At 69.2% G+C, this 14,762-nt stretch carries 13 protein-coding genes and 1 pseudogene; 6 read left to right on the forward strand and 8 right to left on the reverse strand.

What is annotated here, in order from left to right; translation table 11 throughout:
• Position 1 precedes the first annotated feature (1 nt).
• The 6 genes from AB0E90_RS14745 to AB0E90_RS14770 form a co-directional block, all read right to left on the reverse strand.
• Positions 2-892 (reverse strand): sugar ABC transporter permease, encoded by an 891-nt coding sequence (locus tag AB0E90_RS14745; RefSeq protein ID WP_360404243.1) that lies wholly within the window; start codon positions 890-892, stop codon positions 2-4.
• Between the two features lie 65 nt (positions 893-957).
• Entirely contained in the window at positions 958-2,268 is a 1,311-nt protein-coding gene (locus AB0E90_RS14750) for an extracellular solute-binding protein (RefSeq protein ID WP_360404246.1), read from the reverse strand.
• A gap of 225 nt (positions 2,269-2,493) precedes the next feature.
• Positions 2,494-3,501, reverse strand: coding sequence for a LacI family DNA-binding transcriptional regulator (locus tag AB0E90_RS14755; protein WP_360404249.1), 1,008 nt, complete (start codon positions 3,499-3,501; stop codon positions 2,494-2,496).
• Between the two features lie 55 nt (positions 3,502-3,556).
• A complete protein-coding gene (locus AB0E90_RS14760) occupies positions 3,557-6,391 on the reverse strand; it encodes a beta-galactosidase (protein WP_360404252.1) in 2,835 nt (944 codons plus the stop codon).
• A 68-nt stretch (positions 6,392-6,459) separates the two neighbouring features.
• Complete coding sequence (locus AB0E90_RS14765; protein WP_360404255.1) at positions 6,460-9,378, reverse strand: glycoside hydrolase family 3 C-terminal domain-containing protein; 2,919 nt, start codon at positions 9,376-9,378, stop codon at positions 6,460-6,462.
• Between the two features lie 160 nt (positions 9,379-9,538).
• Positions 9,539-10,432 carry an alpha/beta hydrolase gene (locus AB0E90_RS14770; protein ID WP_360404258.1) on the reverse strand — a complete coding sequence of 298 codons (894 nt, stop codon included), beginning with the start codon at positions 10,430-10,432 and terminating at the stop codon, positions 9,539-9,541.
• Between the two features lie 56 nt (positions 10,433-10,488).
• Between AB0E90_RS14770 and AB0E90_RS14775 the strand changes: the two genes are divergently transcribed.
• Both AB0E90_RS14775 and AB0E90_RS14780 read left to right on the forward strand, forming a co-directional pair.
• Positions 10,489-11,076, forward strand: a complete 588-nt coding sequence (locus AB0E90_RS14775; RefSeq protein WP_360404261.1) for a TetR/AcrR family transcriptional regulator — start codon at positions 10,489-10,491, stop codon at positions 11,074-11,076.
• A gap of 10 nt (positions 11,077-11,086) precedes the next feature.
• Positions 11,087-11,560: a hypothetical protein gene (locus AB0E90_RS14780; protein ID WP_360404264.1), complete on the forward strand. Its 474-nt coding sequence runs from the start codon at positions 11,087-11,089 to the stop codon at positions 11,558-11,560.
• On the opposite strand, the gene AB0E90_RS14785 is transcribed toward AB0E90_RS14780, so the two are convergent.
• Entirely contained in the window at positions 11,543-12,001 is a 459-nt protein-coding gene (locus AB0E90_RS14785) for an FAD-dependent oxidoreductase (protein ID WP_360404267.1), read from the reverse strand. The two genes, AB0E90_RS14780 and AB0E90_RS14785, sit on opposite strands and share 18 nt — an antisense overlap.
• A 335-nt stretch (positions 12,002-12,336) precedes the next feature.
• On the opposite strand from AB0E90_RS14785, the pseudogene AB0E90_RS14790 reads away from it, so the two are divergent.
• From AB0E90_RS14790 to AB0E90_RS14800, 3 genes and pseudogenes are all read left to right on the forward strand, one after another.
• Positions 12,337-12,504: pseudogene (locus AB0E90_RS14790) on the forward strand (helix-turn-helix transcriptional regulator); the annotation flags it as partial.
• 19 nt (positions 12,505-12,523) lie between these two features.
• Positions 12,524-12,751, forward strand: a complete 228-nt coding sequence (locus AB0E90_RS14795) for a hypothetical protein (protein WP_360404402.1) — start codon at positions 12,524-12,526, stop codon at positions 12,749-12,751.
• A gap of 20 nt (positions 12,752-12,771) precedes the next feature.
• Positions 12,772-13,722 (forward strand): hypothetical protein, encoded by a 951-nt coding sequence (locus AB0E90_RS14800; RefSeq protein WP_360404270.1) that lies wholly within the window; start codon positions 12,772-12,774, stop codon positions 13,720-13,722.
• Here the strand turns inward: AB0E90_RS14800 and AB0E90_RS14805 are convergent.
• Complete coding sequence (locus AB0E90_RS14805; protein ID WP_360404273.1) at positions 13,715-14,017, reverse strand: protealysin inhibitor emfourin; 303 nt, start codon at positions 14,015-14,017, stop codon at positions 13,715-13,717. The two genes, AB0E90_RS14800 and AB0E90_RS14805, sit on opposite strands and share 8 nt — an antisense overlap.
• Before the next feature lie 82 nt (positions 14,018-14,099).
• Here AB0E90_RS14805 and AB0E90_RS14810 point away from each other — a divergent pair, with 82 nt between their 5' ends.
• Entirely contained in the window at positions 14,100-14,690 is a 591-nt protein-coding gene (locus tag AB0E90_RS14810; RefSeq protein ID WP_360404276.1) for a sugar O-acetyltransferase, read from the forward strand.
• Positions 14,691-14,762 lie beyond the last annotated feature (72 nt).

Below are 14,762 nucleotides of genomic sequence, written 5' to 3' on the forward strand. Positions count from 1 at the left end.
GTCAGGCTCCGGCCTTCTCGGCTCGGTTCTGCAGCCGCAGGAACACGATCGCCAGCACGATGATGATCACGGTGAGCACGGTGGAGATCGCCGAGCCGTACCCGACCTGGGCTTTCTCGAAGAAGTTCTTGTACGCGAAGTACGACGGCACCAGCGTCGAGTTGCTCGGGCCGCCCCGGGTCAGCACGAAGATCTGCCCGAAGGTCTTCAGCGCGGCGATCGTGGTGGTCACCAGGACCACGTAGAACTCCGGCCGGATCATGTAGATCGTGATCTTGCGGAAGCGCTGCCACCAGGTCGCGCCGTCAAGGTCGGCGGCTTCGTACAGCGACGGGTCGACGCGCTGCAGGCCGGACATGAACATGACGATCGGATAGCCGAGCTGGAACCAGATCATGATGGCCATGACGCTGTAGAGCGCGTACTTCGGATCGCCCAGCCAGTTGTTGGCGAGACCGCTCAGCCCGATCGTGTCGAGGATCTTGTTAAGCGCGCCGTAGTCCGGGTGCAGGATCCAGCCCCAGATGATGCCGGTGACCGCGACCGGGATGACCTGCGGGAGGTAGAACCCGGAGCGGAACAGGGAGGCCCAGCGGTTGCCGAAGTGCTTGGCGACGTAGTCGAACAGCACCGCCGCCAGCACCAGGCCGAGCAGCGTCGGGACGACTGCCATGGCCACGATCAGCAGGATGATGTGCCCGAACGACGACCAGAACAGCGAGTCCTCGAAGAGCCGGGTGTAGTTGTCGAACCCGATCCACTTCTGGTCGCCGACGCCGTTCCATTTCGTGAAGCTGGTGTAGACGGTCATGATCAGCGGCACCACGATGATGGCCACCGACAGGATCACGCCCGGAATGAGGTAGACCGCATAGCCTTTCTTGCCGGCCATGTCACGTCCCTTCGTGCGGGGGGAGTTCCGCGGGCGGCGCACCGGGCGCCACCCGCGGAGGGACGTCACTTACCGATGTCGGCCAGGTTCTCGTTGTACGGCTTGGCCACTTCGTCGAGGAACGCGGTGGGCGTCTTCGACCCGTTGATCAGGCCCTGCACACCGGAAACCATCACGTCGTAGTAGCCGGGCGCCGGCCAGTCCGGGTAGAAGGCGAGACCGTCGGAGGACGACACCTGGTTGAACGTCTGGATCAGTTCCTTGTTCTTGGCGTCGGTGATCGCCGCGGGGTCGGCCGCGATCGGAAGACCACCACTGTTGCCGAGCAGGTTCTGCACCTCGGGCTGCATGGTGATGTCGATGAAGTCGTACGCCAGGCTCTTGGCCTTGCTCTTCTCCGGCACGACCCAGAGGTTGCCGCTCGAGCCGGGGTGCAGCTTGTTGCCGGGGAACAGGAAGGTGCCCCACTTGAAGTTCTTGACCTCGCTGGCGAACCGGCCGTACCACCAGCTACCGGAGATCATGATCGGGAACTTGCCCTGCTCCCAGGCGACGCCCATGTCCTCGGCCTTGATGCCGGCCGAGTTCTTGGCGATGTAGCCCTTGCTCACCCAGTCGGCGAACGTGGTCGCGCCGTAGGTCAGCTGCGGGTCGTGGAAGTCCACCTTGTTCTTGTAGAGCTGGTAGTCGTCCACCCACGCGCGGTCGGCCTTGGAGAGAGCCAACTCGTAGAAGATCTGCTGGGCGGGGTATTCCGCGCCGCCGACCGAGAGCGGGGTGATGCCCTTGGCCTTGAAGGCGTCCATCACCTTGGTGAAGTCGTCCAGCGTGGTCGGGACCTGCAGGCCGTACTTCGCGAACATGTCCTGGTTGTAGTAGACCTCGACGAACTCGCCGTAGTTCGGGATGCCGTAGGTCTTGCCCGAACCCATGATGCCGTCTTCGTCGTACTTCGCCGTGGTCGCCAGGCTGGAGCTGAGCTTCTTGTCCCAGCCGCGCTTCGACGCCTCGTCCGAGAGGTCGGTCAGCAGGCCCTGCTTGGAGAGCAGACCGGCGGTGGCGTTGCCCTTGTTGTATTCGAGAATGTCGGGTGCGCTGTCGGAGTTGAGGATCATCTGGGCGTTCTGCTGGATCTGCTCGAAGGACTTCTCCTCGAACTTCACCTCGACGCCCGGGTGGGACGCCTTGAACAGCTCGATCGCCTTGTTCCAGGCGATGCCCATCGCGCTGGTCGGACCCTCGTAGTGCCAGAGGGTGAGCGTCTTGGCGTCGCTCCCCTCCTTGTCGTCTGAGCCGGAACCGCTGCATGCGGTCAAAGCCAGCGACGTAGCTAGCAACATCGCACCGGCAGCGACGCCGGCTCGTGATTTGAACATGCCGTCCTCCGGGTGGGGGTCGTCGAAGCGCTTCGACGATAGATTGTCGAAGCGCTTCGACGCGGGACTTTGAGGGGACGTTAGGCTTCGTCGCGCTCACATGTCAACGGCATGACGAATACATTTCGCAACGATCGGCCCTAGGTCTGGAACCGCTCCCAGACGGTCCGGACAGTGACGGCGCTCACCGGCAAATCGGACGGGGCCGTGCCGCGCCGGACGAACTCAGGCGCGGGGCGCGGTGCAGGTGTCGCGCTCCACCAGCGTCGGCGGCAGGAGTCGGACCGGCTCGGTGTGGCGGCCGTCGAGCAGCTTCATCACGGTCTCGACGGCCAGGCCGCCGACGTCGTGGGAGGGGATGTCGACCGAGGTCAGCGGGATCGGCATGCCCAGCGCGACATCGCGCGGACAGACCGCCACCACCGAGATGTCCTCGGGAACCCGGCGGCCGGTCGCGCGCAGCTGGTCGAGCAGGGGGCGCAGGGCCTCCTCGTTGTGAACCACCAGCGCGGTGACGCCGGGCAGCGCGGCGTCGATGTCGGCGAGGCACTCCTGCACGCCGGTCTGGCCCGGCTCGCACGGGTGGGTCATCGACTCCAGGCCGAGCTCGGCCGCCGCCGCGGTGAAGCCGGCCAGGAAGCGTTCGGCGTACGAGGTGCCACGGCGGTAGACCGCGGGGGACGGCCCGACCAGGGCGACCTTGCGGTGTCCGTGCCAGGCCAGGTGCCGCAGGGTCTCGGCCGCCGCGGCCGCGAAGTCGAGGTCGACGCAGGCGATGCCGGCCGGGTCGCCGGGCAGCCCGATCAGCACGGTCGGCTGCTTGAGCCGTTGCAGCGCCGGGATGCGCACGTCGTCCTTCTCCACGTCCATCACGATGAGCGCGTCGACCATGGTGCTGTGCGCGACGCGTTCGAGCCCGCTGGTGCCCTCGTCCTTGGTCAGCAGCAGCACGTCGTGGTTGTGGGTGCGGGCCGCGGTGACCACCGCCGTCGCGAACTGCATGATGACGGCGACGTTGACGTCCACCCGCAGCGGCACGACGAGGGCCAGCACGTTGGTCTTGCTGCTGGCCAGCGCGCGGGCGCCGGCGTGCGGGTGGAAGCCGAGCTCGGCGATGGCGGCCTGCACCCGGGCGCGGGTCTGCGCCGAGATCGGACGACGGCCGCTCAGCACGTACGACACCGTGCTCGGCGACACCCCGGCTGCCCGGGCGACGTCGTTGATCGTCGGCATCCGCCCTCCCCACGTGACTGTTTCGCGTTCCATGATGTGCCTCGCCAGATCCTAACTACCTGTGTGCAGGGAACCGGGCCGGTGCGGGAACGTCCCGTACCGGCACCCCGCCCCGTTGACTGCCCTTGATGACCAGCTGCGGCGTCGTGACCGTGGCCGGCCCGGCGGCGATGACCGCCACGGCCAGGGTGTTGGACCCGTTCTGGTGCAGCACGCCGGCCGGGAGCACGAAGTCGGTCTGCGGGCCGATCGCCCCGCCGTATTGGCCCAGGTTCCAGCCGTTCAGGTACAGAATCGCCCGATAGCCGGCGGGGATCGGGCCGGCGAATCGCAGCGCCACCGAGGTGTCCTGCCCGGCGGGCAGGCCGAGCCGGAAGTCGTCGCGCAGCCAGGTCACCCCGGCGCCCACCTGCCTGGACGCCTGCGGCCAGGCGGCGTCGGCGTAGCCCGGCAGCGACCAGCCGGCCCGCTCGCCGTAGAGGCCGCCGTTGTTGAGACCGCCCCGGGCCGGATCGATCCATCCGGTGCCCTGGATCTTCCAGTCGATCTGGTCGACTCCGGTCACCCGCGCGCCGACCAGGCCACGTGGCTGACGGAAGCGGTTGTCGTCGGCGGTCCAGTCGTCGTTGTGGCCCATGTTCTGCACGAGCACGGACAGCACGGCTTTGGAGCCGGCCGTAAGCAGCCCGGCCGGCACCGGGAACGCTCCATGGCCGGGCGACGGGTTGACCGGCGCCTCGGAGTCGGCTTCCACGCCGCCGTCGGCCGCGCCCAGGTAGCGGCTGTTCAGCCAGACCAGGTAGTTGCCGCGCTTGCCGGTGATCGCGTTGAGGTCGACAGTCGTCTCGGCGCCGGTCGCGGTGAAATGCCCGCGGTACCAGACGCTTCCGGTGTGGAAGCCGTATTCGTCGCTGTACAGCACCGGCTGCGTGATCGGCGGGAACGGGCTGAGGCTGCTCCTCTTGTCGGCGACCGTCCACCGCGAGTCGTCGAAGCCCGGCTTCGCCTCGGGCGCTTCGGCCTGTTGCTTCCAGCCGTCCAGGGACGGCAGGGCAACCCCGCGGGGGCCGGGCAGCCTGCCTTCGAGTGAGCCGCTTGATGAGGTACGGGTGGAAACGCGCACGCCGTCGACCGTCACCTCACGCGCGGCCGCGAACACCTCGAAGTCCCCGGCCGCCGAGGTGTCCGCCCGCAGCGCCGCCGTGCCGTGTGCCAGCGCGGCCGACCGCAGCAGCTCCGTGCCGCGCACCAGGACCGGGCCGGCCGCGGTGTCGTAGCGCCAGAACGACGCGGCGGTGTCGTCGGTGCCGAGCAGGAGCAGCAGCGGCCGGTGTCCGCCCCCGCTGATCAGCACCCGGGCCAGGCCGGTGTGGACGTAGTCGAGCCGCAGCCGGCCGTCCGCGAAGGTGGAGCTGACCTGGCCGGCCAGGACCCGGACCGACGGCTTGGCCGAGTAGCTCAGGACCGTCGTGCCGGGGGTGCCGCCGGAGCCGTAGAAGATCCCGACGTCCCGCCCGGCGATCGTCGCCTGGGTGAGCAGCTCCGAGCTGGACGCCACGAGACTCTGCCCGCCGAAGCCGAAGCCGGACAGGAGAATCTTGGCGTCATGGCCGGGCAGCTGCAGGGGCAGCGAGTAGCCGCCGAGATCGATACTCGACGTGACCGCCGAGGTCCCGGCGTTACGGACGAGCACGAACCGGGTGCCACTGTCCGGGTTGGCGCGGGCCGCGGTCTCCAGGCCGGCCGCGGCCGGCGCGGCCACCGCATCGGTCTTGGTGAGCTGCGGGGCGGCCTGCAGGAAATAGCCCTGCCGCTTGTACTCGGAGTATTTGTCGGTTAGCTGCCGGGACTCGTCGATCGCCGCGCCGTAGTCGTAGGACGTATAGACGTCGTTGGGTTGCGCGAGCCAGCCCCAGTTGGTGCCGCCGAAGCCCATGTAGTAGTTGAACGCGGTCGCTCCGGAAAGGATCATGTTCCCTTTCTGGAAGTACTTGGTGTACTGCACGCCGGTCAGCTCACGGCACGCGTCGTAGCCCGCGTTGTTCAGATCGATCGCGCCGGCCTGGTATTCGGCGGCGAAGACCGGCGCGTCCTCGCGGACCTTCTCGGTCACGCCCGCGCCCCACGGACCCCACACGGTCGCGGCGTTGCCGCAGTCGAAGGACTGCGGATAGTCGTCGACCCCCGGGATCTGGACCGCGCCCGGCCCGCTCCCCCAGGTCGACGACCAGGAGCCGGCGTCGCAGCAGTTGTTCGTGGTGATCGGCACGTCGATGCCGGCGGCTCGCGCGGTGTCCTGCAGATCCTGCATGTAGACGGCGTCGGTGTTCACCGCGTACTCGTTCTCGACGTTGTAGAGCAGCACCGATCCGCCCCGGGTGACCTGGTGTCGCGCCAGGATCGGATTGAGGTGCGCGAGCCAGTCGTGATAGGCGGCGGTGTAGCCGGCCTCGCTGCTGCGTGCCCGGCCGGGCACGGTCTTGAGCCAGGCCGGAAGGCCGCCGCCGGTGGTCTCGGCATTGATGTACGGACCGGGCCGCGCGATGACGTAGAGGCCCACTTCTTCGGCCGTCCGGAGCAGCCGGTCGACGTCGCGGACGCCGGTGAAGTCGTACTGCCCGGGCGCCGGGGAATGGAACGCCCAGGAGAAATAGACACTGACCGCGTTGAATCCGGCCGCCTTCTCCTTCTCCAGGATGTCCCGCCACAGATCGGGGCTGGGCAACCGGAAATAGTGGAACTCGGCCGCCTGCAGCAACACCCGCTGCCCGTCGACCATCAGCGAGTACTTGTCGTAGGTGACGGTGTGTTTCGGCGCAGCGGCATGCGCCGGGCCGGCGAAGCCGACAGTCACCAGGACGAGCGCGAGCAGGACACGGACGATCTTCATGCGGACCTTCCTGAAAGATCGGTGTGACCCGCCCGCCGGCTGACCAGGCCGGCGGGCGGGTTCCCCTCTCACCGAATGGAGAATGTGGACACGCGCAGCGCACCGCCGAACACCAGGTAGACGTCCTGGCGCCCGTTCACCCGGGCCAGACTCGCGGTGGCCGTGGCGTACTTGTAGACATCGCCCGTCGCGGCGACCGGAACGGTGCCGATCAACCTGCCGGTCGGCGACCCCAGGCGTACCTGGATCGTCGTGGGCCCGGCCGACGCGACCTGCGCGGTAAAGGTGCTGGCGTGACGCAGGTCGGCATCCTTGAAAGCAATCCAGTCACCGGTCGCCGAGGAGCCCACTGAGGTGCCGCGGGCCTTGCTCTCGTCGACCAGCTTCATCGCCGGCGAGTAGTCGTCGAACGTCTCCGCCCGGGTCGCCCTGGTCAGGTCGCGGGCCGGGATCGTCTCGCCGCTCACCTTCAGGGAGGTGCGCTGCCGGATGTCGCTCGAGGACGAGCCGATCAGGACGTCGTAGACCGAGGACTCGACGATCCACTTCGACCGGGTCTGATCCCAGCGCTTCAGGTCGGCCGGGCTGAGCGCGAGGCTCACGGTCTTGGTCTGGCCGGCTTTGAGGTGTACGCGCTGGAAAGCGCGCAACTGCTTGACCGCGGTCGCGTCCCGCGAGGTGCGCTGGTGGGTGTAGAGCTGGACGACCTCGTCGCCGTCACGCCGCCCGGTGTTGGTCACGCTGAGGGTGACCTTGCCGTGGCCGACGCTGGGCTTGCCGTATGTGAAGCTGGTGTAGGACAGCCCGTAGCCGAACGGATAGAGCGGCGCCTGCCGGATGTAGAGATAGGTCTGCTGCGACTTGATGATGTCGTAGTCGTTCAGGTCCGGCCGCAGAGACGAGTCGCCGGCGTACCAGGTCTGGGTGAGCCGCCCGGCCGGGTTGTAGGAACCGTAGAGGACGTCGGCGATCGCGTGCCCGGTCTCGGCCCCCGCGTGGGTGGTCCAGACGATGCCCGGCACGTGCTGCTGTTCCCAGGTGATCGAGTCCGGGTAGCTGGTCTGCAGCACGACGACGGTGCGGGGGTTGGCCGCCCGCACCGCCTTGACCAGGGCTTCCTGCCCGGCGCCGAGCGCGGTCGTGGTGCGGTCGTGCGCCTCCCGGCCGTTGATGAACGGCTGGCTGCCGACGACGAGCACCGCGGTGTCGGCCGACCTGGCCGCGGCCACCGCCTCGTCGATGCCGCTGCGCAGCACCTCCTTGCTGAACCGGGCGGCGCCCGCGACGTCCGGCGAGCCCAGCGCGAGCTGTCCGTTCGCGTCGATCGTCAGGTACCGGTTCGGCCCGAACCAGCTCTCGGTCGTCTCGTAACCGGCGTAGCGGATCGCGACGGTGCCGTCGGCCTGCGGCTCCAGCTTGAACTGCTGCTGCACGAACCAGCCGTTGGGCTGGTCGTCCCGGGTGACGAACGGCCCCCAGTTGTAGCCGAGGTATTTGCCGTTCGCGACGTTCTTCAGGGTCAGCACGTCCTGGCCCCAGTCGTCGGCGTCGAACTGAGCGGCCGCATCTTTATCGAGAGAGGTGACCGACACCGCATTCGCGTCGGTGGCGGTCAGGTATTTGCCGGTCGCCACGGAACGCAGCGCGATCCGGTCGGAACCGGTGCTCGTGGTCACCGAGCCGGCCCGCTCCCTGATCCCGTCGACCGCCGTCACCTGGTACGGGAGCTTCCCGCCGTACCAGTCGCTGTAAAGGGTGTCAGCCAGTGGGCCGACCACCGCGACCTTCCCGCCCGGTTTGAGCGGCAGCGCGTTGTTCTCGTTCTTCAGCAGCACCATCGCCTTGTCCGCGGTCTCCCGGGCCAGCTTCTGGTTGGCGGCGCTGTTGATGACCTCCGGCCCGATCTTGGCGTAGGGCCCGCCGTCCGGGTCGAACTCGCCGAGCCGGAACCGGATGCTGAGCGCCTGACCGGCGGCCACGTCGATGTCGTGCACGGAGAGCAGGCCCTGGTCCAGGGCGGCCTTGATCGCGGTGACCGTGGGTGCGCCGTTGGCGTCGTCCACCGTGAAGCTGTTGAGGCCGGCCTTGATGACCGCGGCGTCCGCCTCGGCCTGGGTGGCGAAGTACTTCTGCGAACCGGTCAGGTTGTTCGGCGCGACCGCGTCGGTCACGTTGAACAGCGGATAGTCCGACCAGCTGCGCTCGATCGTCGCGAGGTCCGGGTCGACGGTGGCGGGGCGGCCGTTGACCAGGTTGTAGGAGGCCATCACGCCGGTGGCGGCGTTGGCCCGCAGCGCCTGCTCGAACGCGGCCCGGTCGTACTCGTTGAGCACCCGCGGCGGCACGTTCGACGAGGTCACGTCGCGCCCGGCCTCGTTGTTGTAGGCCAGGTAGTGCTTGAGCGTCGGCGCCGTCTTGAGGTGATCGGGGTCGCCGCCCTGCAGGCCGTCGCCGTAGGCGGTGGAGATCGCCCCGGTGAGCAGCGGGTCCTCCGAGTAGCCCTCCTCGTTGCGGCCCCAGCGCGGGTCGCGCAGCAGGTTGACCACCGGCGCCCACAGGTTGAGGCCGAACACCCGCGGGTTCTTGGCGTTGAACCCGCGGGCCTCGTCGCCGACCGCGGAGCCGACCCGGTTGATCAGGCCGGTGTCCCAGGTGCTGGCCAGGCCGACCGGCTGGGCGAACGAGGTGCCGTCCGCGGTGACCACCGCGCTGTTGTTGTCGATGTCGTTGGACCAGGCGACACCGTGCAGGGCCTCGGTGCCGGCCTTGAAAAGGTTGATGCCCAGCCGCGGAATGGCCGGCTGGTACTGGTGCAGGAGCGAGATCTTCTCGTCCAGCGTGAGCCGCCCGACGAGGTCGTCGACGCGCGCCTGGAGCGGCAGATGTGGATCACGGAAGGGGTAGGACGGGTCCGCATGGGCAGCGCCGGGAATGGTCGGTACGACCAGTAATGCGGCGGCCAGCAGCGGCAGGAAACGCCGACGCATGGGCGATTCTCCTAGTATTTCAGACACGACAAATCGCCAGCTCAGTAGCTGTATTGGCAGATCGTCGAAGCGCTTCGATTCGGTGGTATCGCCCACGATAGATGTCCACCTAAGACCTGTCCACAGTCTCCTGGAAATCACCCGGTAACATCGACCGCGATCATCTGGAGAGAAAGTCCTCCAGGATCTCGGTGAACCGCGCCGGCTGCTCCTCGGCCGCGTAATGGCCGCAGTCGTCGATGACCACCCCGGTGACGTCGTCGGCCGCCAGCCGCATCGTCCCGGCGACCGCCGCGCCGCTGTAGAGCGCGCCGCCGATGGCCAGCACCGGCAGCGTCAGCCGGGTCTTGCTGCGCCGCTCGTTCTGCGCGATGGTGTCGTCCAGCGCCCGGTAGTAGGCGAAGCTCGCCCGCAGCCCGCGCGGGTCCGCGACGATCGCATCGACGTAGACGTCGACGGCGTAAGCGGGGATCGCCTCCGGGGTGGCGGCCTTCTTGGCGAACTGATAACCGAAGAAGAGCCGCTCCCGCCCCCGGACCAGCTCCTCGTTGAGGTCGGGGAGCCGGTTGAAGCCGAAGTGCCAGAACCGCTGGCTGGCCGCGGCCGGGCTGAAGACCGGCGGCGACGGCGTGAGACCGGGGATGATCGCGTCGACGACGGCGAGCCGGCCCACCCGCTCGGGGTGATCGGCGGCGAGGGCGTAACCGGTCCACATGCCGACGTCGTGGCCGACCACGTCGAACCGGTCGTGCCCGAGCGCGGCCATCAGCGCGACCAGGTCGGCGGCCAGCGTGCCGGCGTCGTAACCGTCGTCGGGCTTGTCGGAGAGCCCGGCCCCACGCGAGTCGACGGCGACGACGGTGTGCGTGCGGGCGAGCGCGGGCATCACTTCCCGCCAGGCATACCAGGTCTGCGGCCACCCACCGACCAGCAGCAGCGGCGGGCCGTCCCCGCCGGTGACGGCGTGCAGCCGCAGCCCGTTCACCTCCACGAGCCGGCTGGTGAAGACATCGGTGAAACCGTCGGGCAGCCGCAGCGAACTCAAAGTTGTCATGCCGGCGACCATACACATCTTGGAACGATCGTTACAAGATGTGTATGCTGACGACCATGGCGGGCCGCAAGCAATTCGACGTGGACGAGGCGCTGAGGCGCGCGATGCTTGTCTTCTGGCGCTGGGGTTATTCGGAGGCCTCGATCGATCGGCTGACCGAGGGCACCGGCCTGGGCCGGGGCTCGCTCTACGGCACCTTCGGCGACAAGAGCACCCTCTTCCGGAAAAGCCTCCAGCGGTACGCGGAGACCTACCACCCGCAGTACCACCAGGCACTGTCCGGCCCGCACCCGGACCCGAGCGCCGTGGCGGCCGCCTACCTGCAGGTCACCCTGAACCGCATCGCCGACCCGGCGGTCCCGGACGGCTGCCTGCTCACGATGTCGGCGGCCCAGTTCCCGGCCCTCGACACGGAAGGCCAGGCGCTGGTAAGCGCCATGATCGACGGCTTACGGGCGATGCTGGAGCAGGCGTTCCGGGCGGCGGGGGCCGGCGAGCCGGAGGCGGCCGAGCTGGCGCTGTGCGCGCTCGCGACGAACAAATCCCTGGCGGTGCTGAGCCGAGCCGGCTTCTCGAGCACAGACCTGGCAACCGTCGCCGCGGCCGCGTCACGGCGGCCTCACCCGGAAGCACCCCAGCACTAAGATCCACCGCATGCCGTCCCGCCGTGCTCCGATCATCGCACTCGCCGTTTTTGTCCTGCTCGCCGCCGGGGCTGCGATCGCGTACTTCGCCGGGGTGTTCGACGAGAAGGGCAAGTTCGCCGCGAAGCCGGCCTGCTCGGTGGCCGACCCGAGCCTGCACCTGCTCGGGACCGGCTACACGACCAAGGCCGGCGACGGCGGGACGTGCAGCGTGCTGCTGCCGGGCACGCAGACCACGATGATGGCGATCACCTGGTACGTCGGTGACACCCCCGGCAAGGTCAGCAATCAGCTGCGCACGCGGGCGGCCGGCGAGTTCCGCGAGGTATCCGGACTCGGTGACGAGGGCTACACCAACGGCGGCCTGACCGTGTTCCGGGTCAGCAACCTGATGGTCGGCCTTGCCGTCTCCGCGAACACCGGCACCACCGACGGCCAGGTCCGGGTCTTCGAGAGCGACCTCGCCTCACGACTGGCCCAGTAGCTCCCGGTACTGGTCGAGGTAGAAGCCGGCCTTGATCGCGGCGGTCTGCCCGGGACCGAGCACACCCGCCTCCGGGCCGTAGCTGACGCCGCCGTGCGGGCCGGGCGGCAGCACGATGGCGTCCGGTTCCGGCTGGTAGGAGACCAGGTCGGGGTTGACCGCGATGCGGCCGTCCGGCCGTCGCGCCGGCAGATCGACGAAGCCGGTCACCGGGGTCGCGCCGAAACAGTCGAACCGCAGGTCGGCGTCGACCGGCCGGTCGGTGATCACGATGCCCAGCTCGTCCAGCTGCTTGCGCAGCAAGGTGCGGAACTCGTCCGGGTAGGAGCCCGGCATCAGGTCGTTGTTGCGATCCACCAGCGTGACCCGCTTCTCCGGCCAGGCCGTCTTGATCTCGCCGGCGAACTCGAGCCCGACCGGTCCCGCCCCCACCAGCAGCACGTGCTCGGCCTTCGCCAGACCCCGGCGGGTCTCGTCGAGCCCACTCCGGGTCGACCGCCGCGCGCAGGGCCGCCACGTTGTGCACGAACGTCTCCCGTGGCTCGACCAGGACCACCTCGGCCGCGTCGTCCAGCGCCTTGGCCACCGTGATGCCGCCGTAGCCGCCGCCGACCACGATCACTTTCGTCATGCCGTACCTCCGCAATCTTGTCGGTTTGAAGATCGCCTTTCGGACGACTCGCAGGGAGGCCGCGCCGAGGGTGGTAGTGCGAGGGATACGCTTCGGGCCGGGGCCGGTTGTTACCGTCGGGAGCGTGGCGGACAACGAGCTCGGCATGTTCCTGCGCAGCCGGCGCGAGATGATCACCCCGGCCGAGGCGGGCCCGCGACGCCGCACCCCGGGGCTGCGCCGTTCCGAGGTGGCGGTGCTGGCCGGCGTGAGCGTGGAGTACGTGACCCGCCTGGAACAGGGCCGCGACCGTCATCCGTCGGCGCCGGTGCTGGGCGCGCGCCGATCAGCATCTGGCCGCTCTCGCCGACGAGCTGACCGTGCTGGCGGGCGCGGCCTTCGAGGAACGGACCCATCGGGTGCCCGGCCTGCCGGCGGCCAGCGGGGTGCTGCGCTGGGTGCTTCCGGCGGCGGGTGAGCTGCGGATGGCGTACGAGACATTGGATCTCCCCGCCGATGACGGCCAGCGCTTGATCGTCCACCTGCCCCCGCAGGAAATTCGGGTGAACGCCGTCGCCTGAGCGCCTAAGGTGGACGGTCAATGAAGGCCAACGACTGGCACGACCCGGCGTGGGTGGCGACCGCCCACGACTGGATCGAGGCCCACCTGGACGCCGAGCCGACCGGCTGGATCGAGGAGATCCGGGTCCGCCCCTGGTCGGTGACCCACCGTGTGCCCACGGCGGCCGGCGACCGCTGGTTCAAGGCCAACACCCCGCCGTGCGCCTACGAATCGCCGCTCGCGTCGGCCCTGGCCGGCTGGCTCCCGGACGCCGTCCTGCAGCCGCTGGCGGTCGACGCTCGCGGCTGGCTGCTGTCCGCCGACGCCGGCCCCACGCTGCGCGACAAGATCGCGGCCGACCCGGCCCGGTGGCCGCTGCTGGAGACCTGGTCAGACATGCTCCAGGCGTACGCGGTGCTGCAACGCGCCACCGCCACCCACGCCGACGAGATGGTCGCCCTCGGCGTCCCCGACCTGCGGCCCCCGCTGCTGCCCGGCCACCTCAAGGCCCTGGTCGACGACCCGGAGGTGGGCGCCGGCGCCGAGGTGGCGGTCCCGTTCGCCGACTGGTGCGCCGAACTGGCCGCCGACGGCCTGCCCGCCACCATCCAGCACGACGACCTGACCGACGCCAACGTCTTCCCGGCCGGCCCGGCCGGCTTCCGATTCTTCGACTGGGGCGACGCGAGCGTGGCCCACCCGTTCGGCTCACTGCTGGTCGCGCTCGGCTTCGCCGGCCACGTCCTGGATCTGGGTCCGGGCGACCCGGCCCTGCTCCGCCTGCGCGACGCCTACCTCGAACCGTGGACCGACCTGGCCCCGGCCACCACCCTGCGGCAGTCGGCGTCACTGGCCTGCCGGGTCACCCGGGTGTCCCGCTCCCTGGCCTGGCAGCGAGCGCTACGCGACACCGCCATGCCGGTGGACGAGGACTTCCGCACGGCCGCCGCCCATTGGCTGGCGGAGCTCCCCGAGCCACCGGTTATCTGAAGGAATGGCCGTTCAAGAAGTCCAGCAGCGGCTGCAGCGCGGCCGGGATCGACGGGTCGGAGACCGCGCCCTGCCAGCGGGCCTCGCCGCGCTCGATCGTCAGGGCGTAGTGCATCAGGTCGGCGCCGTGGACCGGGCCGGTCGATCGGAGCGCTCCGAAGTCAAGGGCGCCAACGATCCGGACCAGGGACGCTGCCTCGGCCGGCGGCATCTGCGCGGAGTCCAGCACTTTATGCACCGACAGCCCGGCGAAACCACCGGAACGGCGCAATTCGACACGTACGCGGTCGGTCATGAATTTTGCCCCTCAGCGTCGCGGTATCCCGAACCGTACCGCGCATCGGTCCGGGGCTTCCGGATCGGGAAAGATGGGGATCATGCGAGATCGTGACGAAGTCCTGGAGCGGATCCGGCAGGGCCACCTCTACACCGAGTCCGAGGCGTCCTTCCAGAACCCGCAGCGCCGCGCCGACCTGGTCTTCGAGTACAACCGGACCCCACCGGGCGAGGAGGCGAAGCGCCGCGAGTTCCTGGAGCGGATCCTCGGCTCGGTCGGCGCCCGCACCGTGCTGCTCCCCCCGTTCCACGCCGGTTTCGGCAGCAACGTGCACATCGGCGACGATTTCTTCGGCAACGTCAACCTCACGTTCGTCGACGACGTCGAGATCCACATCGGCAACGGCGTCATGATCGCGCCGAGCACCACGCTGACCACCACCGGACACCCGATCCACCCCGGCCTGCGCGAGGACTTCCGGCGTTTCTCCAAGCCGATCGTCATCGAGGACAAGGTCTGGATCGGCAGCAACGTCGTCGTGCTCCCCGGCGTCCGGATCGGCTACGGCTCGGTCATCGGCGCCGGCAGCGTGGTCAGCCGCGACATCCCGCCGATGACGGTCGCGCTCGGCGTCCCTTGCCGCGTGGTCCGCGACATAACCGACGAAGACCTGAGCAGGAGTACGCCCTGATCCCGCCCACCACCGCAGCACCGCCAACCCCGCCTCCGGCGGCTGCCGCCCGCGACCGGCGACGGCCGCACG

The sequence above is a fragment of the Actinoplanes sp. NPDC026619 genome (assembly GCF_040638295.1).
Classification (GTDB): domain Bacteria; phylum Actinomycetota; class Actinomycetes; order Mycobacteriales; family Micromonosporaceae; genus Actinoplanes.

Bases quoted from the DNA above. Each gene is read 5' to 3' on its own strand.
- AB0E90_RS14770 (WP_360404258.1), bottom strand. From the start codon at position 10,432: ATGACAACTTTGAGTTCGCTGCGGCTGCCCGACGGTTTCACCGATGTC.
- AB0E90_RS14810 (WP_360404276.1), top strand. From the start codon at position 14,100: ATGCGAGATCGTGACGAAGTCCTGGAGCGGATCCGGCAGGGCCACCTC.
- AB0E90_RS14745 (WP_360404243.1), bottom strand. From the start codon at position 892: ATGGCCGGCAAGAAAGGCTATGCGGTCTACCTCATTCCGGGCGTGATC.
- AB0E90_RS14750 (WP_360404246.1), bottom strand. From the start codon at position 2,268: ATGTTCAAATCACGAGCCGGCGTCGCTGCCGGTGCGATGTTGCTAGCT.
- AB0E90_RS14805 (WP_360404273.1), bottom strand. From the start codon at position 14,017: ATGACCGACCGCGTACGTGTCGAATTGCGCCGTTCCGGTGGTTTCGCC.
- AB0E90_RS14760 (WP_360404252.1), bottom strand. From the start codon at position 6,391: ATGAAGATCGTCCGTGTCCTGCTCGCGCTCGTCCTGGTGACTGTCGGC.
- AB0E90_RS14775 (WP_360404261.1), top strand. From the start codon at position 10,489: ATGGCGGGCCGCAAGCAATTCGACGTGGACGAGGCGCTGAGGCGCGCG.
- AB0E90_RS14800 (WP_360404270.1), top strand. From the start codon at position 12,772: ATGAAGGCCAACGACTGGCACGACCCGGCGTGGGTGGCGACCGCCCAC.
- AB0E90_RS14755 (WP_360404249.1), bottom strand. From the start codon at position 3,501: ATGCCGACGATCAACGACGTCGCCCGGGCAGCCGGGGTGTCGCCGAGC.
- AB0E90_RS14765 (WP_360404255.1), bottom strand. From the start codon at position 9,378: ATGCGTCGGCGTTTCCTGCCGCTGCTGGCCGCCGCATTACTGGTCGTA.
- AB0E90_RS14780 (WP_360404264.1), top strand. From the start codon at position 11,087: ATGCCGTCCCGCCGTGCTCCGATCATCGCACTCGCCGTTTTTGTCCTG.